At 71.5% G+C, this 23,026-nt stretch carries 19 protein-coding genes; 9 read left to right on the top strand and 10 right to left on the bottom strand.

The genetic code is table 11. From position 1 onward, the window contains the following. Positions 1–41 precede the first annotated feature (41 nt). Together IOD14_RS27915 and IOD14_RS27910 are read left to right on the top strand one after the other, a co-directional pair. Positions 42–1,676: a peptide-N4-asparagine amidase gene (locus IOD14_RS27915; RefSeq protein ID WP_212671862.1), complete on the top strand. Its 1,635-nt coding sequence runs from the start codon at positions 42–44 to the stop codon at positions 1,674–1,676. A 168-nt stretch (positions 1,677–1,844) separates the two neighbouring features. Next, a complete protein-coding gene (locus IOD14_RS27910; RefSeq protein ID WP_212671861.1) occupies positions 1,845–3,308 on the top strand; it encodes a cation:dicarboxylase symporter family transporter in 1,464 nt (487 codons plus the stop codon). A 58-nt stretch (positions 3,309–3,366) separates the two neighbouring features. Here IOD14_RS27910 and IOD14_RS27905 read toward each other — a convergent pair whose 3' ends face one another. Next, complete coding sequence (locus IOD14_RS27905; protein ID WP_123987565.1) at positions 3,367–3,804, bottom strand: MarR family transcriptional regulator; 438 nt, start codon at positions 3,802–3,804, stop codon at positions 3,367–3,369. Positions 3,805–3,898: 94 nt separating this feature from the next. Between IOD14_RS27905 and IOD14_RS27900 the strand changes: the two genes are divergently transcribed. Then, positions 3,899–5,728 (top strand): ABC transporter ATP-binding protein, encoded by a 1,830-nt coding sequence (locus tag IOD14_RS27900; RefSeq protein ID WP_123987564.1) that lies wholly within the window; start codon positions 3,899–3,901, stop codon positions 5,726–5,728. A gap of 80 nt (positions 5,729–5,808) precedes the next feature. Next, on the top strand, positions 5,809–6,657 hold the full coding sequence (gene mltG, locus IOD14_RS27895) for an endolytic transglycosylase MltG (RefSeq protein ID WP_212671860.1): 849 nt from the start codon (positions 5,809–5,811) through the stop codon (positions 6,655–6,657). A gap of 12 nt (positions 6,658–6,669) precedes the next feature. Here mltG and IOD14_RS27890 read toward each other — a convergent pair whose 3' ends face one another. Genes IOD14_RS27890 through IOD14_RS27875 form a run of 4 tightly spaced genes read right to left on the bottom strand, consistent with a single transcriptional unit; the run spans position 6,670 to position 10,529 of the window. Next, entirely contained in the window at positions 6,670–7,746 is a 1,077-nt protein-coding gene (locus IOD14_RS27890; protein WP_123987562.1) for an NAD(P)-binding domain-containing protein, read from the bottom strand. A gap of 39 nt (positions 7,747–7,785) precedes the next feature. Next, on the bottom strand, positions 7,786–8,808 hold the full coding sequence (locus IOD14_RS27885; protein ID WP_212671859.1) for an ABC transporter substrate-binding protein: 1,023 nt from the start codon (positions 8,806–8,808) through the stop codon (positions 7,786–7,788). A 42-nt stretch (positions 8,809–8,850) separates the two neighbouring features. Beyond that, positions 8,851–9,645 (bottom strand): ABC transporter ATP-binding protein, encoded by a 795-nt coding sequence (locus tag IOD14_RS27880; protein ID WP_212671858.1) that lies wholly within the window; start codon positions 9,643–9,645, stop codon positions 8,851–8,853. Next, positions 9,618–10,529 (bottom strand): ABC transporter permease, encoded by a 912-nt coding sequence (locus IOD14_RS27875; protein WP_123987559.1) that lies wholly within the window; start codon positions 10,527–10,529, stop codon positions 9,618–9,620. The genes IOD14_RS27880 and IOD14_RS27875 overlap by 28 nt, the downstream gene beginning before the upstream one ends. 330 nt (positions 10,530–10,859) lie before the next feature. On the opposite strand from IOD14_RS27875, the gene IOD14_RS27870 reads away from it, so the two are divergent. Further along, positions 10,860–11,288, top strand: a complete 429-nt coding sequence (locus IOD14_RS27870; protein ID WP_212671857.1) for a secondary thiamine-phosphate synthase enzyme YjbQ — start codon at positions 10,860–10,862, stop codon at positions 11,286–11,288. A gap of 37 nt (positions 11,289–11,325) precedes the next feature. Here the strand turns inward: IOD14_RS27870 and IOD14_RS27865 are convergent, their stop codons facing one another. Further along, positions 11,326–12,810: a PHB depolymerase family esterase gene (locus tag IOD14_RS27865; RefSeq protein ID WP_212671856.1), complete on the bottom strand. Its 1,485-nt coding sequence runs from the start codon at positions 12,808–12,810 to the stop codon at positions 11,326–11,328. A gap of 213 nt (positions 12,811–13,023) precedes the next feature. Here IOD14_RS27865 and IOD14_RS27860 point away from each other — a divergent pair, with 213 nt between their 5' ends. After that, positions 13,024–14,463, top strand: coding sequence for a tannase/feruloyl esterase family alpha/beta hydrolase (locus IOD14_RS27860; RefSeq protein ID WP_212671855.1), 1,440 nt, complete (start codon positions 13,024–13,026; stop codon positions 14,461–14,463). A 43-nt stretch (positions 14,464–14,506) separates the two neighbouring features. Here the strand turns inward: IOD14_RS27860 and IOD14_RS27855 are convergent, their stop codons facing one another. The 3 genes from IOD14_RS27855 to IOD14_RS27845 form a co-directional block, all read right to left on the bottom strand. Further along, entirely contained in the window at positions 14,507–15,406 is a 900-nt protein-coding gene (locus tag IOD14_RS27855; protein WP_123987555.1) for a S1 family peptidase, read from the bottom strand. Positions 15,407–15,577: 171 nt separating this feature from the next. Continuing rightward, the gene (locus IOD14_RS27850) at positions 15,578–18,931 is read right to left on the bottom strand and encodes a S8 family peptidase (RefSeq protein WP_212673415.1); all 3,354 of its coding nucleotides are present in this window, start codon (positions 18,929–18,931) and stop codon (positions 15,578–15,580) included. Positions 18,932–18,995: 64 nt separating this feature from the next. Next, positions 18,996–19,823 (bottom strand): DUF3152 domain-containing protein, encoded by an 828-nt coding sequence (locus IOD14_RS27845; protein WP_212671854.1) that lies wholly within the window; start codon positions 19,821–19,823, stop codon positions 18,996–18,998. Between the two features lie 98 nt (positions 19,824–19,921). Between IOD14_RS27845 and IOD14_RS27840 the strand changes: the two genes are divergently transcribed. From IOD14_RS27840 to IOD14_RS27830, 3 genes are read left to right on the top strand one after another with little or no spacing between them, the layout of a single operon-like run. Continuing rightward, complete coding sequence (locus IOD14_RS27840) at positions 19,922–20,617, top strand: response regulator transcription factor (RefSeq protein WP_123987554.1); 696 nt, start codon at positions 19,922–19,924, stop codon at positions 20,615–20,617. Then, positions 20,614–22,074, top strand: a complete 1,461-nt coding sequence (locus IOD14_RS27835) for a HAMP domain-containing sensor histidine kinase (RefSeq protein WP_249126088.1) — start codon at positions 20,614–20,616, stop codon at positions 22,072–22,074. Before IOD14_RS27840 ends, IOD14_RS27835 begins: the two co-directional genes overlap by 4 nt. After that, positions 22,071–22,619, top strand: coding sequence for a GerMN domain-containing protein (locus tag IOD14_RS27830; protein WP_123987553.1), 549 nt, complete (start codon positions 22,071–22,073; stop codon positions 22,617–22,619). Before IOD14_RS27835 ends, IOD14_RS27830 begins: the two co-directional genes overlap by 4 nt. On the opposite strand, the gene IOD14_RS27825 is transcribed toward IOD14_RS27830, so the two are convergent. Beyond that, complete coding sequence (locus IOD14_RS27825; RefSeq protein WP_123987552.1) at positions 22,585–22,983, bottom strand: metalloregulator ArsR/SmtB family transcription factor; 399 nt, start codon at positions 22,981–22,983, stop codon at positions 22,585–22,587. The two genes, IOD14_RS27830 and IOD14_RS27825, sit on opposite strands and share 35 nt — an antisense overlap. Positions 22,984–23,026 lie beyond the last annotated feature (43 nt).

Raw genomic sequence — 23,026 nt, 5'->3', positions numbered from 1 at the left:
CGTCATTGCGCGGGATGCCCGACTCGCCGTAGAACACGGCCATGAAGAGACGGATCGTCATGTCCATGCTCGCGGGAGCGACCCTCCTGGCGAGCACGCTGCTCGGCGCGACACCCGCCCGGCCCGCAGTCGCTCCACCCCCGGACGCCCCATCCACCCGGGCCCGACTCGCCGACCCCCCGGCCGAGTTCGGCACCGACTGGCACGACCCCGTCACCGCGGCCCCGCCCGTGACCAAACCTCAGGGCAGGTCCTGCCAGGTCACCCTCGCGGAAGCGCGGTTCCGCGACTTCACGCCGTACACCGGCACCTACAGCCCGCCCGAGGGCTGCGGCGACCGTTGGAGCAAGGTCGTGCTGCGCATGGACGGCAAGGTCAAGGGGCGGCAGTTCGACCGGCTCGGGTATCTGCACGTCGGCGGGGTCGAGATCTTCCGTACGTCCACTCCGCAGCCCTCGCCCGACGGCATCGAGTGGTCCGTCGAGAAGGACGTCACGCGCTACAGCGACACCTTCCGTGCCCGCCACGACGTCGAGATGCTCATCGGGAACGTCGTCGACGACACGTACACCGGGATCATCGACGTGAAGGTCACGCTCACCTTCCACCAAGGGCGCCCGGCCTCGGCGCCGGATCGGGTGCTGACGCTCGACGAGGACACCCTCACCACCCCGCGCAACAGCGAGCGGATCGTGGCCGAGGTGTACGCCACCGGCTCGGGCGGCGGCTGCGAGGAGTACTGGTATCTGGCGGTGCCGTCGAACGCGCCGTACTCCTGCCGCGCCGACGGCGGCCCCTATCGGGAGGTGCAGATCAGGGTGGACGGCCGACTCGCCGGCATCGCGGCCCCGTTCCCGACCGTGTGGACCGGTGGCTGGTCCAATCCCTTCCTCTGGTACGTCGTCCCGGGCCCCCGTGCCTTCGACGTCAAGCCGATCGAATACGACCTGACCCCCTTCGCCGGGATCCTCAACGACGGGCGTCCGCACCGCGTGGAGGTCGCAGTCGTCGGCGTCCCCGAAGGGCAGTCGGGCTGGAGCACCCCCGTGAACGTCCTCGTGTGGCAGGACGCCGAGCGCGCGCACGTCACCGGGAAGCTCCTCTCGAGCGCCGGCGGCGACCTCGCCAACAGCTCGACGTACACGCCCGGTTCGGAGCATCGCGTGAACACCGAGGGTGCCCACCGGCTCACCGTGGCCGGATACGTAGACACCTCGCACGGCCGTGTCACGACCACCGTCCGCCGCTCGCTCGTGAACACCTCCACCCACCGCTGGGCCGACGGCGAGAACCCCGACGCGCTCACGGCGACCTGGACGGACGACGAGTCGGTGACCGTCGACGGCCGCGGCCCGGCTCGGACCACCCGCACCCACCGGACGTACACGATGGACGGCACGACGACCGTCGGGGCGGGGGACCGGCTGCGCACCGCGCTGACCCTCGGTGACCGCGCCGAGGTCACGCAGGCCCGGGCGGGCCACCGTACGGCGTGGTACCGGCTCGACGACACCTACGCGGGCGACGCCACGTACACGATCAACGTCCCGCGCGACCAGCGGCACGCGGTCGGCACGACGAGCGAGCGCTACCGGATCCGCGGTTCGGGCGGCTGCTACGACCGCACCCTCACCACCGTGCAGGGGGTGCTGACCGAAGAACGCAGAGGCTGCTGAGGCGAGTTGTGTGCGGTGAGTCACAGGCAGCGTGATTTACACGGCCGAAACGCGACGGTTGCGCGCGTGATCAAAGGCCCCTCCAGAGTGATCGCCACGGAAGCCGCTTTCCGTATCGCAGAAGTATTCCCCGGGCTTCTGCGTGTCCCCGTCCCTCAAGGAGTGCCCGTGCCGCCGTCCGTCCCGTCCCTGCCGCGACGCGTCGCACGCATACTGCGTACCTCTCTCTTCGCCCAGGTCGCCGTGGCGCTGGTCCTCGGCATCCTCGTCGGGAAGCTGTGGCCCGGCTTCGCCTCGGACCTCCAGCCGCTCGGCGACGGCTTCACCCGGCTCATCAAGACGATCATCTCGCCGCTCGTGTTCTGCGTGGTCGTCGTCGGCATCGCCAAGGCCGGTGACCTCAAGGCGTTCGGCCGGATCGGTCTCAAGGCGCTGATCTGGTTCGAGGTGGCGAGCACGCTCGCGCTGATCATCGGCCTGCTCGCCGCCAACGTCGTCCAGCCGGGCTCGGGGATGCACGTCGACCCGGCCACGCTCAACAGTGCCGCCGTCGATGCCAAGACGGGCGGCGGGCACCTGCCCTCGACGACCGAGTTCATCGTCAACGCGCTGCCCACCAGTTTCATCGGCGCCTTCGCCGAGAACTCCCTGCTCCAGGTGCTCATCCTGGCCTGTCTGGTGGGTGCCGCGCTGCTGCACCTCGGCCACACCAAGGTCCCGCAGGTGCTGCCCGCCATCGAGCAGGCCCAGGAGATCATCTTCGCGATCGTCGGCTTCGTGATGCGACTCGCGCCGATCGCGGTCTTCGGTGCGATGGCCGTCCTGATCGGTCAGTACGGCCTCGGTGTCATCGAGACCTACGCCAAGCTGATCGTCCTGTGCTACGCGGCTGCCGCGCTGTTCATCGTGCTGCTTGCCGTCGCGCTCAAGGCGCTCACCGGGCTCAGCCTCTGGAAGTTCCTGCGCTACATCCGCGAGGAGATGCTCCTCGCGCTCGGCACCGCGTCCACCGAGTCCGTCATGCCGCGCGTGATGCAGAAGCTGCGCAAGGCCGGTGCCCGCGACGACGCGGTCGGCCTGGTGCTGCCGACCGGCTACTCCTTCAACCTCGACGGTGCCTCGCTCTACCTCTCCATCGGCACGCTGTTCATCGCCCAGGCGGTGGGCGTCGACCTGAGCCTCGGCCAGCAGATCACCGTGGTCCTGGTGCTCATGCTGACCAGCAAGGGCATGGCGGGCATCCCCGGCTCGGCCTTCCTCGCCCTGTCCGCCACGGCGTCCTCGCTGGGCGCCATCCCCGCCGGCGCCGTCGCCCTGCTCCTCGGCGTGGACCGCATCATGGACTCGATGCGTGTCGTGACGAACCTGCTCGGCAACTGTGTCGCCGTCTTCGCGGTCTCCCGCTGGGAGGGGGCGCTGGACCTCGACCGGGCGAAGAGGGTCCTGGGCGGCGAGACCGCGCCCGCCGAGACCGAGACCGAGGCCGTGTCCGTAGAGACCGAGACCGGGACCGTGTCCCCAGAGACCGAGACCGGGACTGCGCCCGCCGAGACCGAGACCGTGCCCGCCGAGGAGGACGAACCCGCACCGGCGGCGAAGTCCTCCAAGGAGCCGGTGTCCGAGGTCGGCTGACGCCGGTCCCCGAACGGGGTGTGGCCACCACTTCGACGAAGTGGTGGCCACACCCCGTTCAGCACGGTCCGTCCGCCAAGGTGTCCAGCAGCAGGCCGAGCACCTCACGCTGTTCGCCCGACAGGGGGGCGAGGATCTCCTCCGCGGCGGCCCTGCGCACGTCCCGCAGTTCCTGGAGCGTCTTCACGCCGTCCTCGGTGAGCTCGATGCGGATCACCCGCCGGTTGGCGGGATCGGGCACACGCCGGACCTTGCCGCCGGCCTCCAGGCCGTCGACCAGGCTCGTCACCGCGCGCGGCACCACCTCGAGACGCTCCGCGAGATCGGCCATCCGAGGCGGCGCCTCCCAGTGCGCGAGGGTGCGCAGCAGCCGGGACTGGGCGGGGGTCACGCCGAGACCGCGCTCGTGCAACTGGCGCTTCTGGATGCGGTGCACCCGGCGCGTGAGCCTGAGCAGCTGCTCGGCGAGCAGGCTGTCCGAATCGGGCGTGGTCATGCGGGAACAATATCAGGATGCAGTTCATTGTGAGCATAGGTAACAATGAGCTAGGCTCCGCTGATCCTCATCACCTCACCTTCCGTAGGAGACCATGCCCCGCGATCACATCGAATGGACCCCCGCCCCCGGCACCTCGACCGACCAACCCCGTCAGGTGCGCCGCATCCTCCGGCTCTTCAAGCCCTACCGCGCCAGGCTCGCCGTCGTCGGCCTGCTGGTCGGCGCCTCCTCCCTCGTCACCGTCGCCACCCCGTTCCTGCTGAAGGAAACGCTGGACGTGGCCATCCCCGAGGGCCGCACCGGACTGCTCAGCCTGCTCGCGCTGGGCATGATCCTCAGCGCCGTCCTCACCGGAATCTTCGGCGTCCTGCAGACCCTGATCTCCACCACGGTCGGCCAGCGCGTCATGCACGACCTGCGCACCGCGGTCTACGGCCGCCTCCAGCGCATGTCGCTCGCCTTCTTCACCCGCACCCGCACCGGCGAGGTGCAGTCCCGCATCGCCAACGACATCGGCGGCATGCAGGCCACCGTCACCTCGACGGCCACCTCCCTGGTCTCCAACCTGACGAGCGTCATCGCCACGATCGTCGCGATGATCGCCCTCGACTGGCGCCTGACCGTCGTCTCGCTGCTGCTGCTCCCGGTGTTCGTGTGGATCAGCCGCCGGGTCGGCAACGAACGCAAGAAGATCACCACCCAGCGCCAGAAGCAGATGGCCGCGATGGCCGCGACCGTCACCGAGTCGCTCTCCGTCAGCGGCATCCTGCTCGGCCGCACCATGGGCCGCTCCGACTCGCTGACCAGGTCCTTCGCCGACGAGTCCGAGAGCCTGGTCGACCTCGAAGTGCGCTCCAACATGGCCGGCCGCTGGCGCATGGCCGTCATCGGGATCGTCATGTCCGCGATGCCGGCCTTCATCTACTGGACCGCGGGCATCGCCCTGCAGACCGGCGGTCCGGACATCTCGATCGGCACCATCGTCGCCTTCGTCTCGCTCCAGCAGGGCCTGTTCCGCCCGGCCGTGAGCCTGCTGTCGACCGGCGTCCAGATCCAGACCTCCCTCGCGCTCTTCCAGCGCATCTTCGAGTACCTCGACCTGCCCATCGACATCACCGAGCGCGAGAACCCGGTCCATCTCGACCGCGTCAAGGGCGAGGTCCGGCTCGAGGACGTCGAGTTCCGGTACGACGGCAAGGGCGGCCCCATCCTCGACGGCATCGACATCGACGTCCCCGCGGGCAGCAGTCTCGCGGTCGTCGGCCCGACCGGTGCCGGCAAGTCCACGCTCGGCTACCTGGTCCCGCGGCTCTACGACGTGACCGGCGGCCGTGTCACCCTCGACGGGGTCGACGTCCGCGACCTCGACTTCGACACCCTCGCGCGTGCCATCGGGGTCGTCTCGCAGGAGACGTACCTCTTCCACGCCTCGGTCGCCGACAACCTGCGCTTCGCGAAGCCGGACGCGACCGACGAGGAGCTCGAGCAGGCGGCGCGGGCGGCGCAGATCCACGACCACATCGCCTCGCTGCCGGACGGGTACGACACGGTCGTGGGCGAGCGCGGCCACCGGTTCTCCGGCGGTGAGAAGCAGCGGCTGGCCATCGCGCGGACCATTTTGCGAGACCCGCCCGTCCTCATCCTGGACGAGGCGACCAGCGCGCTGGACACCCGCACCGAACACGCCGTGCAGGAGGCCATCGACGCGCTCTCGGCCAACCGCACCACGCTCACCATCGCGCACCGCCTGTCCACCGTCCGCGGCGCCGACCAGATCGTGGTCCTGGACTCCGGGCATGTGGTCGAGCGGGGTACGCACGAGGAACTGCTGCGGCAGGAGGGGCGGTACGCGGAGCTCGTCCGCCGGGACGCCCGACTGGACCTCACGCACGGGGACGCACAGCTGGAACCGACCAGCTGACCGAAACCGACCAGCTGAACCGAAACCGACAAGCCGATGATATGCCCGGATTGTGACGATATGCGGGTTACCGTGCCCGCATGCACATGAACACTCCGCCACGGAGCACGATTCGACTGACGCGCCGGGGCCGACTCGTCCTCATCGCGACCGGGGCCGTCGTGGCCGGCACCGCCGTGGCGGTGCCGCTGCTGAGTCTGGACAGCGAGGGCGAGAAGAAGCCCACCACCCTGGTGATCCCGGAGGGCTGGCGGGCCGGGCAGATCTACGACGCCGTCGACAAGGCCCTCGCCCAGCCGCCCGGCACGGCCAAGAAGGCCCTGGCCAAGGCGAACCTCAAACTGCCCGGCGACGCGGAGGGCAACCCGGAGGGCTATCTCTTCCCGGCGACCTATCCACTGGAGCGGGACGGCAAGAAGACGACGCCCGAGGCGCTGCTCTCGTTCATGGTCGACACCGCGAACAAGAAGTTCAACGGCGCCCCCATCGCGGCGGGCGCCCAGCGCAACGCGATGAACGTCTACCAGGCCGTCACCATCGCGAGCATCATCCAGGCCGAGGCGGCGACCAAGGCGGACATGGGCAAGGTGGCCCGGGTCATCTTCAACCGCCTGGAGCGCGGGATGCCCTTGCAGATGGACTCCACCATCAACTACGCGCTGAACCGCTCCACCCTGCGGACGACCAGCGCCGACCTGCGCATCGACAGCCCCTACAACTCGTACCAGCGCATGGGGCTGCCGCCGACCCCGATCGACAACCCGGGCGAGGACGCGATGCACGCGGCGATCAGCCCGCCCCCGGGGGACTGGCTGTACTTCGTGACGGTCAAGCCGGGGGACACCCGCTTCACCAACAGCTTCGACGAACACCGCCGCAACGTGGCCGAGTTCAACAAGAACCAGGGCAACCCGGCCACCACGGGTTGAGAGGCCGCGGCTTCAGGCGGCGACGGGTTCCGCCGCCAGCAGCCGCCTGATGTCCCGTACGGCCGCACGGCCCGCCCGGTTGGCGCCGATGGTGCTCGCCGACGGGCCGTAGCCGACGAGATGGATCCGCGGGTCCACGACCGCTCGCGTGCCCTCCACCCGGATCCCGCCACCCGGCTCGCGCAGCTTCAGCGGGGCCAGATGGTCGATGGCGGCCCGGAACCCGGTCGCCCACAGAATCACGTCGGCGTCGACGTGGCGCCCGTCGTCCCACTCCACGCCCTCGGGCGTGATCCGGTCGAACATGGGCCGACGGTCCAGGACGCCGTCCGCGATCGCCTGCCGGACCGCGTCGTTGAGCGGCAGCCCGGTCACCGACACCACGCTCTTCGGCGGCAGCCCCTGACGCACCCGCTCCTCGACGAGTGCCACGGCCTCCCGGCCGACGTCCTCGGTGAAGGGGCCCTCGCGGAACACCGGTTCGCGCCTGGTCACCCAGGTCGTGGCGGCCGCGTGAGGGGCGAGTTCCATGAGGTGCTGGGTGCCGGACGCGCCCCCGCCCACGACGACGACCCGCAGCCCGGCGAAGGCTTCGGGTCCCGGGTACTGCGCGGTGTGCAACTGCCTTCCCCTGAAGGTCTCCTGGCCGGGGTAGCGCGGCCAGAACGGTCGGTCCCAGGTACCGGTCGCGTTGATCAGCGCCCGCGCCGACCAGATGCCGTCCGAGGTCTCGACGAGCAGCCGGCCGCCTTCGCCCTCGCGCACCGCACGGACGTCGACGGGCCGCCGTACCCGAAGGTCGAAGGTCCTTTCGTACGCCGTGAAGTACTCGGCGATCACCTGCGACGACGGCCGGTCCGGATCGGCGTCCGTCAGCTCCATCCCCGGCAGCGCGTGCATGCCGTGGACCTTGCCGTACGTCAGCGACGGCCACCGGAACTGCCAGGCGCCGCCGGGGGCGGGGGAGTGGTCCAGCACCACGAAGTCGCGCTCCGGCTCGAAACCGGTGCGCCGCAGGTGATAGGCGCTGGACAGACCCGCCTGACCGGCGCCTATGACGACTGTCTCGACCTCGCGCGTGTTGTTCACCTTTCTACCAACCGTGGCGAGGCCGTGGATCTTCCCGTGTCAGCCCTCGGAGGGACGGGCCGCGGACGTCGACGCGGGCAGATCGCCGTTGAACCGCGTGTCCACGAACTTCCCGAAGTCCACCTTCCCCGGGATCAGCTTCAGCGAGGTGAACGTGTCGGCGATCTCCTGCTCCGAGGCGATGAGCGGCTGGTCCACGGCGACCGCGACCCGGGTGGTGTACGTCCGCTTCACCGCCGCCAGCGCCACGTCCTCGGGCAGCCCCGTCTCCTTCGCCCAGACCTTCGCCCACTGCGGCTCGTGGGAGTAGACCCACTTGTAGGCGCGCCGCAGCCGCTCCAGGTAGTCGCGGATCGCGGCGACCTTCTCCTTGTCCTTCAGCGCGCCCGGTGCGGCCACCTGGAAGGTCAGACCGTTGGTGATCCCGTCCCCGGTCGTCAGCACGCGGCCCTGCTCGGCCTTGAGGATCTGCGAGGTGTACGGGTCCCACACGGCCCACGCGTCGACCTTGCCGGAGGTGAACGCGGCCAGCGCGTCGGCCGGCTGGAGGTACTTGACCTTCACGTCGTCGAGGCCGAGCCCGGCCTCCCGGAGGGAGGCGACCAGCTGGTAGTGGGCGGAGGAACCCTGCGCCACCGCGATGGACGCGCCCTTGAGCTGTGCGGGACCGGTCAGCTTCGAGCCGTTCGGTACGAGGATGGCGTCGCCCTTGGACGTACCGTGCCAGGCGGCCACCACCGTGATCTTCGAGTCGGCGCCGGCCGCGAACACCGGCGGGGTGTTGCCGACACCGCCGATGTCGACGGCCTTGGCGTTGACGGCCTCCAGAAGGGGCGGCCCGGAGGTGAAGGTCGACCACTTGATCTTGTAGTCGAGGTTGTCGAGTTCCCCGGCGGCGCGCAGGATCGCCTCCGAACCCCCCTTCTGGTCACCGACGTCGAGCGTGAGCGAGCCCTTTCCATCGGTGTCGCCACCCGTCCCGGCGGACGCGTTCCCACCGCAGGCGGTGAGCAGGAGGGCGAGGGGCAGGAGCAGTGCGGCGGGGGCGAAGCGGCGTCGCATGGGGGATCCGTTCTGTGGAACCTGGCTGGGGGCGGGGGGAGTTCAGGCGGCTTCGGCGGCGGTGTCGACACCGAGGCGTTCGAGGAGCTGTCCGCGGATCTCCGCGAACCGGGGATCGGTGATGTCGCGCGGCCGGGCGAGATCGATCTCCTGCTCGTGCGCGATGACGCCCTCGTCCATCACGAGGACCCGGTCGGCGAGCAGCACGGCCTCCTCGACGTCGTGCGTCACCAGCAGCACCGCGCAGCCGCGGCGCTGCCACAACTCGCCCACCAGACGCTGGGCCTTGATCCGGGTGAGCGCGTCGAGGGCGCCGAACGGCTCGTCCAGCAGCAGAAGATCGGGCTCGCGGACCAACGCCCGTGCCAGAGAGGCGCGTTGGGCCTCACCACCGGAGAGGGTCTTGGGCCAGGCATCGCTGCGGTGGCTCAGCCCGACCTCCTCCAGAGCCTCGTCGGCGACGGCACGCGCGGGTTTGCCGGGCAGGCCGAGCAGGACGTTGCGCCACACCTTCTTCCACGGCATCAGCCGGGGTGCCTGGAAGGCGACCGCCTTGCGGCGCGGGACGAGGACGGTGCCCTCGATGTCCCGGTCGAGTCCGGCGAGGATGCGCAGCAGGGTGGACTTGCCGCAGCCGCTGCGGCCCAGCAGGGCCACGAACTCGCCGGGCCTGATGTCGAGTCGGAGGTCGTCGATGACGGCACGGCCGTCGAAGGAGCGGGTCAGACCCTGGACGCGCACGGCCCGCGCGGGGACGGGTGCGCCGGCCTCGGACGCGTCGAGCGCGGATGCCCGGGTCACCTGGTGGGTCACCGGCCGGTGAACGTCGGTCGCCATTGCAGCAGCAGCCTTTCGAGGGAGCGGACGATGAAGTCGGCCAGCAGGCCGAGGAAGGCGTACACGATCAGGCAGACCACGATGACGTCGGTGCGCAGGAAGTCCCGCGCCTGCACCATCAGGAAGCCGATGCCGGAGTCCGCGTTGACCTGCTCGGCGAAGACGAGCGCGAGCCAGGCGATGCCGAGGGAGTAGCGCAGCCCGGTCATGGCGCCGGGCAGCGCGCCCGGCAGGACGACATGGCGTACGAGCCCCCACCGCGAGAGACCGAGGGACTCCCCGGCCTCGATCAGCTGCGCGTCCACGCCGCGGATGCCCGCGTAGATGTTGAGGTAGAGCGGAAAGGTCACGCCGAGCGTGATGATGGCGAGCTTCGGGGCCTCGCCGATGCCGAACCAGATGATGAACAGCGGGATCAGGCCCACGAACGGCACGGTCCGCAGCATCTGCACCGGTGCGTCCACGAGGTCCTCGCCGATCCGGAACAGGCCCGAGACGAGGGCGAGTGCGGTGCCGATGAGAATGCCGAGGAGCAGTCCGCCGGCGACCCGCTGGAGCGAGGTCGTCATCGCCGAGGTGAGCGAACCGTCGGCGATCAGATCACCCGCGACCTGGGCGATACGGCCGGGGGAGGCGAGGACGTCGGCGGTCAGCACGCCTGTGCCGCTGAGGAGTTGCCACAGCAGCAGCAACAGGACCGGGCCGGTGGTGCGGCGCAGCCAACGGGGGATGCGGGTGCGGCGGGAGGAGGCGGGGACGATGGGTTCGAGGTCGAGGTCGTCGACGAGGGCCGGGCCGGGGGCGGTGGGTTCGGCGGCATCCTGGCGGGGCGTATCCGAAATATCGGGTTCAGGAGGGCCGGGCCGGGCATGGCTGATGCTCATGATGCTCCACGGAGGGGGAGAGCGACCGGTGAGGGGCACGCCTCGACGCCGCCGCACGGGACGGCACGGACCGGCGTGCGTGCCGGTCAACGAGCGAGGGTGGGGAAGGAGGGGGAAAGAGGCGTCAGCAGCCGCGGCGACACGCGGCGGAGGCCACCCGCAGCAGGTCGATGTGACCGCGCGTGGTGAGCAGGGCTGAACGCAACATGCCGCAGAAGCTAGCCAGTCGGCGTGACCACGGTCAATGGTGTCTCGCGGACTGGACCCGCCGTATCGCAGGATGAGCCCTGGGTGACGAGTGAATCCGGCAGGAGGGGTGAGGATGGGGGCATGTCAGACGCCTTCACCACCCGAGTCCTGAACGTCTCCTCCGGTTCGGCCGAGCGGATCGTCGACCTCACCGTCGACTGCGAGGCCTTCTTGGGGGAGGCCGCCGCGGGCCGCGACGGCCTCCTCAACATCTTCGTTCCGCATGCGACAGCCGGTGTCGCGATCATCGAGACGGGTGCCGGCAGTGACGACGACCTCCTGGCCGCCCTGCACACCCTCCTCCCCGCCGACGACCGCTGGCAGCACCGCCACGGCAGCCCCGGCCACGGCCGCGACCACGTCCTCCCCGCGATCGTGCCTCCGCACGCCACGCTGCCGGTGATCAACGGGCGCCTGGAGCTGGGGACTTGGCAGTCGGTGTGCCTGGTGGACACCAACAAGGACAACCCGCGGCGAAAGGTCCGCCTCACCTTCCTCGCCGGTTCCTGAGGCCCGGTTCGGTCGCCCCGGGGCGAGGAGTCAGGGATCAGGCCGGGCAGCCGGAGTCCGCGACGACATAGTGGCCGGGCGCGGTCTGTTCGAGGGTGTGCACGGTGTAGGTGTTCCACAGGCCCATGGGTTCCTCGGAGCCGTTGGCGAAGGTGTGGCCGCCGCTCTGGTGGGCGCGTCCGGCGAGCGTGTGGTCGTAGTTGCTCGCGGTGTGGCAGGTGGGCGTGAACCCGGTGGTGGTCGCGGTCACCGGCGAGGAGACCGGGCCCGTTGCCCCCGCCGTGTCGACGGCCGCGACCGTGTAGCGGTACGCCGTCCCGGCGGCCAGACCGGTGTCGGTGTAGGCCGTCGACGCGGTGGTGCCCACCGTCGTGCCGTCCCGGCGGACGGTGTACGAGGCCGCGGCCGGCACCGCGTTCCAGCTCAGGGCCGCCGTGGTCCCGGTCGTCCCGGTGACGGTGAGTCCCGTGGGCGCGGGCAGGCCGGTGCCCGTCCCGCCACCGTCGAGGCCCCAGAAGCGGGCGGTGCGGTAGCTGGAGCAGATCGTGTCGAGGTAGTACGTGCCGGTCGTGCCGCACTGCTCGGCGCCGCTGCCCGGGTCGACGGCGAGGCCGTGCGCCATGCCGGAGACGGAGTAGACCTCGACCGCGGGCCGGCCCACGGCGTCGTCGTAGACCGTCAGCGTGGTGCCCCCGCTCAGGCTCTCCGTGCGCGAGGGGGTCTGGCCGATGCCCCACACGTCGGTCCACTGGTCGCGGAGCTCGGTGGCGTTGGCGGGCCGGACCGTGGTGTCGGCGGTGCCCTGCCAGATCGCGACGCGCGGCCAGGAGCCGGTGCCGGCGGGCGCGGCCGAGCGCACCAGGTCGCCCCACTGGTCGGGAGTCCTGTCCGGTGGGCTGTACATGCAGGTGTACGCGGCGGCCACGGTGTCCGCGCAGAACGCGGGCAGCCCGGAGTCGATGGCCCCGCCCGCGAAGACGTCCGGGTACGCGGCCAGCAGGTTGGCGGTCATGCCGCCGCCGGCGGACAGGCCGGTGATGTAGACCCGGCGGGCGTCGCTGCCGTACAGCGAGACGGCCTTGTCGACCATCTGCCTGATCGACAGCGCCTCGCCGCGGCCGCGCGAACTGTCGCCGGGCTCGAACCAGTTGAAGCACGAGTTGGCGTTGTTGGCGCTGCTCGTCTGGGGAAGGACCAGTGCGAAGCCGTAGCGGTCGGCGAACTTCGGCCAGCCCGAGTGGGCGTAGTAGTCGCTCGCGCTCTGTGTGCAGCCGTGCAGGGCGACCACGAGCGGGGCCCCGGACGGCAGGGAGTCCGGCGCGTAGGCGTACATGGAGAGGTTTCCGGGATTGGTGCCGAAGCCGGAGATCTGGGTCAGGCCCGCGGCGGACGCCGGCGGGCCCGCGGCGACGAGACCGCCGCTGAGGGCCAGCGCCGCGGCGGCTGCGGTGGCCCAGCGGCGGATGCCCCGGATGAGGCGGTGACCTTTCGGGGAGCTGAGCGGAGGGTGCGACTGTCCCATGACGACTGCCTCCTGATGCCCGGGTGGGGCCCATCGACGGGAGGGGCCCGGTGACTGGTGGGGCGTGCATCATCGAGGCGCATCCGCTGCCCCGGGCATGGGCTGAACAGCCAGGACCGGGGGAAGCGCTGTGTGACGGAAGCCCATAGTCGGAGGCAGACGAGGCGCCCTAGTGTCCCGCGCATCCTTGTACGCGTCCCCGGAGGCACACTGATGCGTCTCTCCTTCGGCTCTCCCTCCCGCTCCCGGCAGCACCGCGCTCCCACCGTCCTCGCCGTGGCCGCCGCTCTCGCGCTCGTTCCGCTGCCCGCCACCGCCGTGGCGGAGCGTCCCGGCGGTCACTGCGCGCACCGGGCGCAGCTGCGCGTACCGGGCGCCGAGCACCAACTGGTGGCGTGCCTGGCCGATCTGACCACGGCGGGCACGGTCGGTTCGGGACACACCGACCCGGCCGACTGGGCCGGACTGACCTCGAAGAACCTGTCCGTCCCCGGTGAAGTCCCCGGCATCCAGATCGACGGCTACTTCCCCGACACCTCCACCACCAACACCAACCACGGCTGGGGACACGACTCCCAGTTCGTCGTCCGCCTGCCCGACCGGTGGAACGGCGGCCTGGTCGTCGCCGGAACCCCGGGCAACCGGGAGCAGTACGCCAACGACCGGGCCATCGCCGACTCGGTGCTCTCCCGCGGCTATGCGTACGCCGCCACCGACAAGGGCAACACCGGCCTCGCCTTCCACCGGGACGGCAGGGCACCGGGTGACGCCATCGCGGAGTGGAACGCCCGGCTCACCCAGCTCACCCGAGCCGCCCGGGCCACCGTCGCCCGGCGCTACCACCGTCCCCCGGCGCGAACGGTGGTGACCGGCATGTCCAACGGCGGGTACCTGGTGCGCTGGCAACTGGAGAACCATCCCGAGCTCTACGACGGGGGAGTCGACTGGGAGGGCACCCTGTGGCGCTCCGACGGACCCACGCTGCTGGACTTCCTGCCCGAGGCGCTGCGCCACTACCCCGTGTACGCGGCCGGGGGCGACGGCTCCCGGGAGGCGCAAGAGGCCCTGCACGCCGCGGGCTTCCCGGCCGGCTCCGAGTTCCTGTGGCCGTATCACCACCAGGTCTACTGGGACCTGACCCAACGCATCTACCGTGAGGAACTCGACCCCGGTTTCGACGGGGCGACGGAGGCAGGGACGCCGTACTGCACGACGGGCAGCCCCGCCTGTGACGCCGACTACGACTACCCGGCGCGCCCCGACGAGGTCCGGCGGGCCGTGGCGAGGATCTCCCTGACCGGACGGATCGGCAAACCGCTGATCACCCTGCACGGCACCCTGGACGTCCTGCTGCCGATCAGCCAGGACTCCGACGTCTACGCCCGCATGGTGCGCGACGCCGGACGGGGCGGGCTGCACCGCTACTACCGCGTCGAGGGCGGTACCCACACCGACGCCCTCGTCGACCTGTTCCCGGACCGGCTGCGCCCCCTCGCGCCCTGCTACCGCACGGCGTTCAGGGCCCTGGAACGCTGGCTCGGCACCGGCTCACGGCCGCCCGCCTCCGGAACCGTGGGCCGGCCCGCCGGGGCGGACGCCGCGAGGACGGCCGACGACTGCTCGCTGGACGGCCTCGGCAGCCCCGGCCGGTGAGGCAGGGCCGGGCGGCCCCGGCGCGAGCAGTTCCGTCGAACCGTCAGTAGACGGACAGCCCGTAGGCGTTGAGGGCTTCCTGGATCGGCTGGTAGTAGGTGGTCCCACCGGTGGTGCAGTTCCCGGAGCCGCCGGAGAGGATGCCGATGACCTTGTCGCCCGCGTAGAGCGGCCCGCCGCTGTCGCCGGGCTCGGCGCAGATGTTGGTCCGGATCAGTCCGCTGACCACTTCTCCGCTCCCGTAGTTGACGGTCGCGTTGAGCCCGGTGACCACCCCGCAGCGCACGCCCGTGGTCGATCCCCGACGGCAGACGCTCTGGCCGACCTGGGCCGTCGCGGTCCCGGTGACATCGACGGTCCCGATGGTGCCCGGGTGCGGGACGGCCGTGTTGGAGTAGCGGACGACACCGAAGTCGTCGCCGGGGAAGCTCGTGCCGACGGTGGGACCGATCGCCGTGGTCATGGCGGAGCTCGTGTACCAGGTGGACGCGCCGTCGGTGCAATGGCCGGCCGTCACGAAGTAGTAGGTGGAGCCGCTCTGCACGTTGACCCCCGCCGAGCAGCGCCACCCGGCCGTGTGGATGCCGTCACCGCCCGAAAGGAGGGTGCGCAGCCGGCCGCCCAGCCGTTCGACGGTCGCCGCACCCGCCCAACGCCCGGTGGCCCGCCGGATCCTGGCCAGATCGCCGTCCGTGACCGTGGCGTCGGCGAGCACCCGCAGCCTTCCGGTGCGCTCGTCGACGGCCCAGCTCGTCCCGGCGATGTCCAGGGACTCGACGGCCGAGGCCGTGTCGGCCACCGACGCGGCGGACGGTGCGACGGCCGCCGCGGGTGCCGTCGGCGCCGCACCGGCGTCGGACACCGCGAGGGCGGTCATCACGAGCAGGCTCACCAACGGGGCGATCAACCGCGGTCGTCCGATGCCGATACGGCGAGCTCTCATCACTGAAGCCTCCCGAGGGACGGTGGACGCGACCACGGCGGTGCCCGACGCCCCAGTGTCCCCGGCCGTGCCCGGCGGGGGTAGTCCGCCTTGCGCCGTGTGATGGGCGGTACGCACCTGTGCCCGGGACGGCGGCGAAGCCGGCCCGGGCACAGGTGCGTACAGAGGGGTTCACGGGGTGGTCAGATAGGCCCTGTCGATCGTCTGGGTCAGGGTGTTGCCCGCCCGGTCGGTCAGCTGCGCGCGCAGCGAGACCGAGCCCGCCGTCGCCGGGTGCCGCAGCGACAGGTGCGTGCCGCCGACGGACTTGGCGGGCTGCCAGGTGGCGCCGTCGTCGTACGACACCTGGAAGGCGAGCTTCGCCGGACGCTGTCCGGCCGCCGCGCCCTCGACGGTGAAGGGCACGTCGAAACGCCTGCCCGCCTTCGCCGTGCTCGCCAGGGTCAGGTCCGGGCCGAAGCGGACCGTCGACAGCGGCACTGCGGCGAACTCGCCCTCCGGGGTCCTCGCCGAGCGGAAGGTCCACTCCGCCCGGACCCGGGTGCTGACCGGGTACACGGCCGGGTCACGGGAGCTGTCCACGGTCAGCCTGTACGCGGTGTCCGCGGCCGGCAGTGTGTACTCCGTGGGTTCGACGGTCGGCGGGATGCCGTAGTCGTCGGCGATCTCCTTGCCGTCGGCCTCCAGCTTCGTCGTCACCGTCGTCGCGTCGCTGAGACCCCAGTGCCCGGAGCCGTCACCGAACAGCGGCAGGAAGGCCCTGAGGGTGTTCCCGTCGCGGCCGACACCGGGGTAGCCCCTGCCGGGTCCGAGGTCGTCGGGGCCGTTCAGGACCGGTCCGAAGACGCCCACGCCGAACCGCTCCCGGTAGGTGCGGCCGGCCTTCCAGGTCCTCGGCATGCGCATCAGGAAGCCCTCGAAGGCCGCCTCCTGGCCCTCACCCCAGCGTCGCCAGGTGCGCACCGACCACTTCACGCCGTTGTCGAGGATGTACTCGGTGCTCCGGTAGGGCAGTTGACCGCGCATGTCGGTGTAGCCGGTGACCAGCCGGCCGTCGGGCAGGTGCGCGGTCACCTCGGACTGGACGCGCCGGCCCTCGACCGCCGAGCCGACCTCGAGGTCCACCTCGGCGAGCTGCTTGCGCCGGACGTTCGCGGTGAAGCCGTCCAGACTGCCCTCCTGGTACCAGCCCAGGTGGTAGTTGACCGGCCTGCCCTCCTTGTCCTTGGTGGTCCAGCCGCCGGAGTACAGGGAGTTGAGCCCCGCCACGGGCTCGTCCGGGCCCAGTCGCCCGAAGCGCGAGCCCTCGAAGGTGGGCAGCAGGAACTGCAGGGACGCGTCGCTCAGACCCTCGCCGCGCCCGTAGCCGATGGCGACCGCGGCGTCGTTGTTCACGGCCGTCGGGTCGGGCACCGTGATGTCGACGGGCTTGGCCTGCCGGGCGTCCACGGTGACGATTGTGTCCTTGTCCAGCCGCAGCTTGGGCCGGATCAGCACGGCGTGCCCGGAAGCGGCCAACGACGGGTGGATCACCCCGGTCAGCAGGTAGTCGGCCTTGGGCAGCCGAACGGTCAGCTCACCGTCCTGCTCGTCGGCGTAGTCCGCAAAGAAGGAGCCGGTCAGGCCCGCGACCGAGGTCACGGCGTCGCCGGTCCTCGCGCCGTGCTCGTCGATGTGCCGCAGCGTCAGGTCGTACGACTCCACCTCGCGGACCGCACCGACGGCGGACCGCACCCGCACCGTGCCGTCGGCCGACGTGGCCGTCACCGAGCCGCCGAAGCTGCCGTCCACGGTTCCGGCCCGGGTGTCCGCCGTGACCTCGGCGTGCGCCTGGCCGCCCGCCGGCACGGTGATCCGCTTCGGGGAGACGGTGAACATGCCCTCGGCGGCGGGCTTTCCGCCCACTCCCCAGGCGTCCACGGACAGGTCGAGGGTGACCGGCCCGGTACCGAGGTTGCGGTAGGTGAGCTGCTTGGTCTGCGTCCGGTCGTCGTCGTGCGGCCACTGCTGGACGCCGAAGTCGACCGGCCCCTGCTCGGTGACCACGCTCTGGTCCAGCGCCCGGACCAGGTCAGTGCGTCCGGTGCCCTGCTGGTAGGAGCTGTACGCGCCCGGCTGCGCCGAGCCGGTCAGTACCGCCTTGATGCGCTCGCCGCTCCAGTCGGGGTGCTGCTGGGCGAGGATCGCCGCGGCGCCCGCGACATGCGGGGTGGCCATCGAGGTGCCCTCGATGGTGAGGTACCCGGGGATGTCGGAGGGGTACCACTGCGACAGGACGCTGTCCGCGGCGGACGCGGCCGTGATGGCCACGCCCGGTGCGGTCAGGTCGGGCTTGACCCCGCCGTCGCCGACGCGCGGACCGCGGCTGGAGAAGTCGGCGAGCACGTCGGACTTGTCGACCGCGCCGACGGTGAGCGCGGACGCGGCGCTGCCGGGGGAGCCGACGGTCCCTTCGCCCGGGCCGTCGTTGCCGGCCGCGATGACGAAGAGCGTCCCGGACTGGGCGGAGAGCCGGTTGACGGCCTCCTCCATCGGGTCCACGTCGGGGAAGTCGGGGCCGCCGAGGCTGAGGTTGACGACGTCCGCGCCCTGCGCGACCGCCCACTCCATGCCGGCGATGATTCCGGAGTCGGTGCCGCCGCCCTGGTCGTCGAGGACCTTGGCGTTGAGGAGTTCGGCGCCCGGTGCGACGCCCTTGAACCGCCCGCCGGACCTCGCTCCGCTGCCCGCGACGGTGGACGCCACATGGGTGCCGTGGCCGAACCTGTCGGTGGTGGTGCCGGTGCCGCTGAAGTCCTGCTCGGCGACCACCTTGGCCGCCAGGTCGGGGTGACCGGTGTCGATTCCGGTGTCCAGGACGGCGACCTTGGTGCCGGTGCCGTCGAAGCCCGCGGCCCAGGCGGTCGGTGCGCCGATCTGCGGAACGCTCCTGTCGAGGGAGGCCCGGCGCTTCCCGTCGAGCCACAGCTTCTCCACGCCGGCCGCGGTGGTGAACTGGGCCGTACCCGCTGCGGACTTGTGGGTCACGGCCTTCCAGAACCCGGCGCCGCGCTTCTTCGCCGAGCGCATCGCCCTGCCGTTGACGACGGGCAGCGCGCGGCCCATCCGCGCCCCGGCCTCGGTGAACGGGCTCGTCGAGGGGGCCTTCCTGCCGCGGAACGTGACGATCAGCGGGAGCTCGGAGCGGCCCGCGTCGTCGTAGCCGTCCTTCACCAGCTGGGTGACGTCGAACAGCCGCGGGTCCAGCTTGCCCTGGGCGAGCAGCAGTTCGGCGTCACCGGGGACGACCCGGGTGTGCCCGGCGACTACCCGGATCGAGAACGGCATGCCCGTACGGCCCTGCGCCCGCTCCACCGCCGAGACCTGGCCACCGGCGTCCATCAGGACCCGGTCGCCGGTGACCAGCGTGACCGTCCTGACCGCGGAGGCCGTACGAGCGCTCTTGGCGGAGACCTTGTCGACGGCTCCCGCGCCGGCCGGAAGGCCGGCGAGGACCAGCGTCACGGAAGCCACTCCCGCGGCCATGGCCGCATGTCTGCGGCGCACGTGTAACTCCATCTGAACTCCTGGCATTTGGGGGATCAAGACATCACGGGACGGAGGGGCCCGTGAGGGGACGGCCGTCGCTGTCGTACGGCCAGACATTGGGGACGCAGCCGAGCAGGCCCTTGATCTGCTGCATCATCGCGGGGGCCGGCCGCCCCTTGCCGGGGCAGGTGACATGGCCGTGGCCGAGGAAGTGGCCCACCTCGTGGTTGATGATCAGCGAGCGGTACCCGACGACGTCCTCGCGGTAGAACTCGGTCGCCAGCACCCAGCGTCTGAGGTTGACCATCACCTTGCGGTTCACACTGCAGTTGACCTTGCCGCCGGTGTTGAGACCGCCCTCCGCGCAGATGCTGTCGACCGTCGCCGGGGTGGCGAGGCGGACCACGAAGTCGGTCGGGCCACTGGAGACCCGCTGGAACGCCGAGCGGCCGTCGGCCGTCCAGCCGCGCGGGTCCGCCAGGGTCCGTTCCACCTGCGCGGCGACGTCCGCCGGGGAGATCGTGATGCCGTTCTCCACCTCGACCCGGTAGCGCAGCGGCGTGCCCTTGCCGACCCGTCCGCTCCCGCCGGGAGCGGTGACGAAGGTGCCCGGACCGCTCTGCGGGAGGGGGGTCGTGGAGGGGCTGGGCGGCGCACTGGACTCCTCCGGTTCCGGTGCAGCGGTGGTTCTTTGCGGCTCCGGGGTCTCAACAGGCCGAGGAGCGGCGGACGTTCGTCCCGCGTCGGACGGCAGCCACGCCACCACCGCGCCGCCCACGGCCGCGAGGGCCGCCAACGCGGCCAGGCCGCCGGTCAGTTGGCTCTTCACGCCCCGCTCGGCATGCTTGCGGCGGCGACGGCCGGCTGGGTTCGGTTTGTGCGCTGTCACGGTCGTTCACGATGTGATCGCCATGTGATCGGAGCTGGCCCGGAAGATAACGAACCGATAACCCTCCGAGGGGTCATGGTCCTGTGGATACTGTGCGCATGTCACGTGTACTGCTGATCGAGGACGACCCCGCCGTGCGGGAGGGCGTCGCCCTGGCCCTGCGCCGACAGAGCCATGACGTCGCCGCCACCGCGACCGGCGAGGAGGGGATGGACCTGCTGCGGTCCTTCCGGCCGGACATCGTCGTCCTCGATCTGATGCTGCCCGGCATGACCGGCCTGGAGGTGTGCCGGGCGATCCGGGCGGTCGACCAGACCCTGCCGATCATCATCGCCACGGCCCGGGGGGACGAAGTGGACATCGTTGTCGGCCTGGAGACCGGCGCCGACGACTACGTCGTCAAACCCGTGCTGGCCCGGGTGCTCGACGCGCGCATACGCGCCGTCCTGCGCCGGGCGGCCGGGGCCGCGCCCGGCGCCGAGGGCCTGCCGAAGATCGACACCTACGGCGACCTGGCGGTCGACCGGGCCGGCCTGACCGTCGCCCTCGACGGCGAGCCGATCGCCCTCGCCCCCTCCGAGCTGCGGCTCCTGCTCACCCTCTCCGGCTCCCCGGGCCAGGTGTTCAGCCGTCAGCAACTCCTGGAAGCGGTCTGGGAGCACGACTACCACGGCGACGCCCGCCTGGTGGACGCCTGCGTCAAACGACTGCGCACCAAGATGGCGGAGCCGCCCCGCGCACCCCGCTACATCCACACCGTGCGCGGTTTCGGCTACCGCTTCACCGCGCCGTGAGGAAGCGCCGGCTGCGGGGCCTGCGCGCCCGCCTGGTGGTGGCCTTCGGACTCGTCGCCGCCGTCGCGGCCATCACGACCGGTGCCCTGACCTTCCGGGAGGCGCGCACCGGGGTGCTCCAGCAGAGTCAGGACGCCACCATCAGACAACTGCGGGCCCAGCTCAACCAGCACGCCGCCGAACTCGCCCTGCCCCCCGACGAGTCGGCGCTGCGGAAGTTCGCGCAGGACACCGCGGCCACCGAGTCGCAGGGCAGCTGGCGGGTGCAGGTGACCTACGGCCAGCTCAGCGGCTCCTCCGCCCCGGGCGACCCCTTCACCGAGGTGACGCCCGCCCTGCGGGAGGCCGTCGGATCCAGTCGGGCCACCGTCTTCCAGCGGGTGCGCGGCGACGGGCGCACCTCTCTCGTCGTCGGCATGTCCGTTCTCTTCGGCGGCCGCGGCACCACGCCCACGGCCACCGGGGTCCGGGTGTTCCTCGTCGTTCCGCAGACCACGGAACAGGCCTACGTCGACGCCCTGGTCACCGCCGTCGAACGGGCCATGGTGGCCGCCCTCGCGCTCGCCGTCGTGCTCGCGCTCCTCGCCGCCCGTGGGGTGCTGGTGCCGGTGCGCAAGCTGCGGCTCGCCACCCGCCGTATCGCCGAGGGGCGCCTGGACACCCGGCTCGCGGTCAACGGCTCGGACGAACTCGCGGACCTGTCGCACACGTTCAACGAGACGGCCGCCGCACTGGAGACGTCGGTCGCGGAGCTCAGAGAGATGGAGTCCCGGGCCCGTCGGTTCGCCGCCGACGTCTCGCACGAACTGCGCACCCCGCTCGCCGCCATGTCCGCGGTCACCGACGTCCTCGACGAGGACGCCGCCCGGCTGGACCCGGACACGGCCACCGCGGTCCGGCTCATCAGCGAGGAGACCCTCAAACTCGCCCGGCTCGTCGACGACCTGATGGAGATATCCCGCTTCGACGCGGGAGCCGCGGTGCTGCACCTGGACGAGATCGACCTCGCCGAGTCGATCCGGCGCACCCTCGCCTCCCGCGGCTGGACGGACACGGTGACGACCGACCTGCCGCCACCGCACGCGGTCCGCGGACGTGTCGACCCGCGCCGCCTCGACGTGGTCGTCGCCAACCTGGTCGGCAACGCGCTCAAGCACGGCACCCCGCCGGTGCGGGTGCGCCTGAGCGCCGCCGACGCGGTGGCCGTCATCGAGGTGCGGGACAGCGGCCCCGGCATCCCGCACGACGTCCTGCCCCATGTCTTCGAGCGGTTCTACAAGTCGGACACCGCCCGGATCCGCTCGGAGGGCAGCGGCCTGGGCCTCGCCATCACCGCCGAGAACGTCCGTATCCACGGCGGCGGCGTCCGCGCGGCCAACCATCCGGAGGGCGGCGCCGTCTTCACCGTGGAACTCCCGCTGCGGCGGGACGAGTCGCCCGAGGGGAACCCGTCATGAAGGCCACGCGCAGCGTCCCGCTGCTGGCGCTCCTCGCGCTCACCTCCTGCGGCATCCCCGCGACCGGGGTGGTGCAGGCGGGCGGCCCCGCGAGCGGGACCCTCCCGCAGACGCCGGTCTACTTCGTCGACGGCGGCGCACTCGTCACGGTGCCGCGCATCACCGAGCAGCCCGGCGACCCCGCGGCGGCACTGCGGCTGCTGATGGCCGGCCCGCTGGCCGGGGAGGGGCGCACGGGCCGCCTCTCCACCGAGGTGCCGGGCATGCCGACCGCCGCGGCGCTGCCGTCGGACAGCGGCACCCCCGACGTGCCCGGGAGCCCCTCGTCCGGCGCCCCGGCGGTGACGGTCAGGGGGGACGCGATGACGATCCGACTGCCCGAGGGCATGGACGCGTTGAGCGACATCGGGGCACGCCAGATGGTGTGCACGGCCGCCGCCGCGTACCGCCTCACCCGCCCCTCCGCGGACCCGGTCACCGCGGAGGTGACCGGCGGTGGCGGATGGCGCGTCAGGGGGTCGGACGAGGCCTGCCCCGATCCGTGAGGAGGCTTCCCGCCGCGGGGACCTCGGTCTGGACGGTCTCGGCCTGCTGAAGCTGGCTCAGGAGCTGGTTCTGGCCCGCCAGGAGCTCCGTGAGGATGCGGCGGGCGGCGCGCAGCAGTTCGGCGACGTCACCGCCGGCGAGGGCGTAACTCACCGTCGAGCCCTCGCGGATGGACACGACGATGCCGGAGCGCCGCAGGACGGCCAGCTGCTGGGACAGGTTGGAGGGCTCGATGTCGATGTCGGCGAGCAGGTCGCGGACCGGCACGGGCCCGTGCTGGAGCAGCTCCAGGACGCGGATGCGCACTGGGTGGCCGAGCATGCGGAAGAAGTCCGCCTTGGCCTGGTAGAGGGGGACGTGCATGGCCGCTCGCTCGCTCCCTGCCGGACGGTACGGGGTGGTGGGT

This window comes from Streptomyces sp. A2-16, assembly GCF_018128905.1.
In the GTDB taxonomy this organism is placed as follows: domain Bacteria; phylum Actinomycetota; class Actinomycetes; order Streptomycetales; family Streptomycetaceae; genus Streptomyces.
The sequence above is the reverse complement of the archived record's forward strand: the minus strand, read 5'-3'. Positions and strand labels throughout refer to the sequence as shown.

Coding starts and splice junctions, on each gene's coding strand:
- IOD14_RS27915 (WP_212671862.1), top strand. CDS start 42: ATGAAGAGACGGATCGTCATGTCCATGCTCGCGGGAGCGACCCTCCTG.
- IOD14_RS27905 (WP_123987565.1), bottom strand. CDS start 3,804: ATGACCACGCCCGATTCGGACAGCCTGCTCGCCGAGCAGCTGCTCAGG.
- IOD14_RS27900 (WP_123987564.1), top strand. CDS start 3,899: ATGCCCCGCGATCACATCGAATGGACCCCCGCCCCCGGCACCTCGACC.
- mltG (WP_212671860.1), top strand. CDS start 5,809: ATGCACATGAACACTCCGCCACGGAGCACGATTCGACTGACGCGCCGG.
- IOD14_RS27885 (WP_212671859.1), bottom strand. CDS start 8,808: ATGCGACGCCGCTTCGCCCCCGCCGCACTGCTCCTGCCCCTCGCCCTC.
- IOD14_RS27880 (WP_212671858.1), bottom strand. CDS start 9,645: ATGGCGACCGACGTTCACCGGCCGGTGACCCACCAGGTGACCCGGGCA.
- IOD14_RS27875 (WP_123987559.1), bottom strand. CDS start 10,529: ATGAGCATCAGCCATGCCCGGCCCGGCCCTCCTGAACCCGATATTTCG.
- IOD14_RS27870 (WP_212671857.1), top strand. CDS start 10,860: ATGTCAGACGCCTTCACCACCCGAGTCCTGAACGTCTCCTCCGGTTCG.
- IOD14_RS27865 (WP_212671856.1), bottom strand. CDS start 12,810: ATGGGACAGTCGCACCCTCCGCTCAGCTCCCCGAAAGGTCACCGCCTC.
- IOD14_RS27860 (WP_212671855.1), top strand. CDS start 13,024: ATGCGTCTCTCCTTCGGCTCTCCCTCCCGCTCCCGGCAGCACCGCGCT.
- IOD14_RS27855 (WP_123987555.1), bottom strand. CDS start 15,406: ATGAGAGCTCGCCGTATCGGCATCGGACGACCGCGGTTGATCGCCCCG.
- IOD14_RS27850 (WP_212673415.1), bottom strand. CDS start 18,931: ATGGCCGCGGGAGTGGCTTCCGTGACGCTGGTCCTCGCCGGCCTTCCG.
- IOD14_RS27840 (WP_123987554.1), top strand. CDS start 19,922: ATGTCACGTGTACTGCTGATCGAGGACGACCCCGCCGTGCGGGAGGGC.
- IOD14_RS27830 (WP_123987553.1), top strand. CDS start 22,071: ATGAAGGCCACGCGCAGCGTCCCGCTGCTGGCGCTCCTCGCGCTCACC.
- IOD14_RS27825 (WP_123987552.1), bottom strand. CDS start 22,983: ATGCACGTCCCCCTCTACCAGGCCAAGGCGGACTTCTTCCGCATGCTC.